The organism is Clavibacter lycopersici (assembly GCF_003576405.1).
Classification (GTDB): domain Bacteria; phylum Actinomycetota; class Actinomycetes; order Actinomycetales; family Microbacteriaceae; genus Clavibacter; species Clavibacter lycopersici.
Window position 1 is genome coordinate 1 of record NZ_QWGT01000509.1, and the last position, 607, is coordinate 607.

Consider the following 607-nt stretch of genomic DNA (forward strand, 5'->3'; position numbering starts at 1 on the left):
GCTCCTGCGTCGCGCGTGCGAGCTGCTCGGGCTTCCCGGCGTGGCGGCGACGCAGCTCGGCGAGCGCGGGCGCGATGCGGCGGCGCTGGATCTCGGCGCGCACCTGCGCCACGCCGACCGGCACGAGCAGGGCCCGCACGCCGAGGGTCAGGAGGATGACGGCCACGCCGGTGGCGGAGGCGCCGGCGAGCGGGTGGATCAGGTCGGCGAGGCCGACGACGAGCTGGGACAGGCCGTCGAGCACGGCTCGGACGGGGGCGAACGATGTGGGGTCCACGGGATTCCTTGCGACGAGAGCGGATGCGGTCCGTCTGGTCGTCGCATGCGGGCGCGCGCCGGGTCGTCGCCGCGCGACGGCGGCGGATGACCCCTGCGGGCCGCGGTCAGGCGGCCGGGAGCGGCGCAGGCACGACGACCTGCATCCGGCGGCCTGGTGCCCGGGAGCGCTCGTGCCCGTCGGCGTCCGGGTCGCTCGAGGAGATGAGCACCGGGAGGTCGACGTCCTCGTCCGGGCGCAGCGGCGGCGCGGCGGATCCGAGGAGCCCCCGCGCGGCGGCGATGCGCACCAGCGCGACCGCGGCGGCCACGGAGGCGGCGGCGAGGAGGG

Annotated in this window: 2 protein-coding genes; both read right to left on the reverse strand. The window is 78.3% G+C overall.

The window, feature by feature from the left end:
• The coding region (locus DZG00_RS16245; RefSeq protein WP_233550182.1) for a YidC/Oxa1 family membrane protein insertase at positions 1 to 277 on the reverse strand (277 nt) is incomplete at its 3' end.
• Positions 278 to 383: 106 nt separating this feature from the next.
• Positions 384 to 607 (reverse strand): DUF6412 domain-containing protein (locus DZG00_RS16250; RefSeq protein WP_233550183.1); only part of this gene is annotated, 224 nt, incomplete at its 5' end.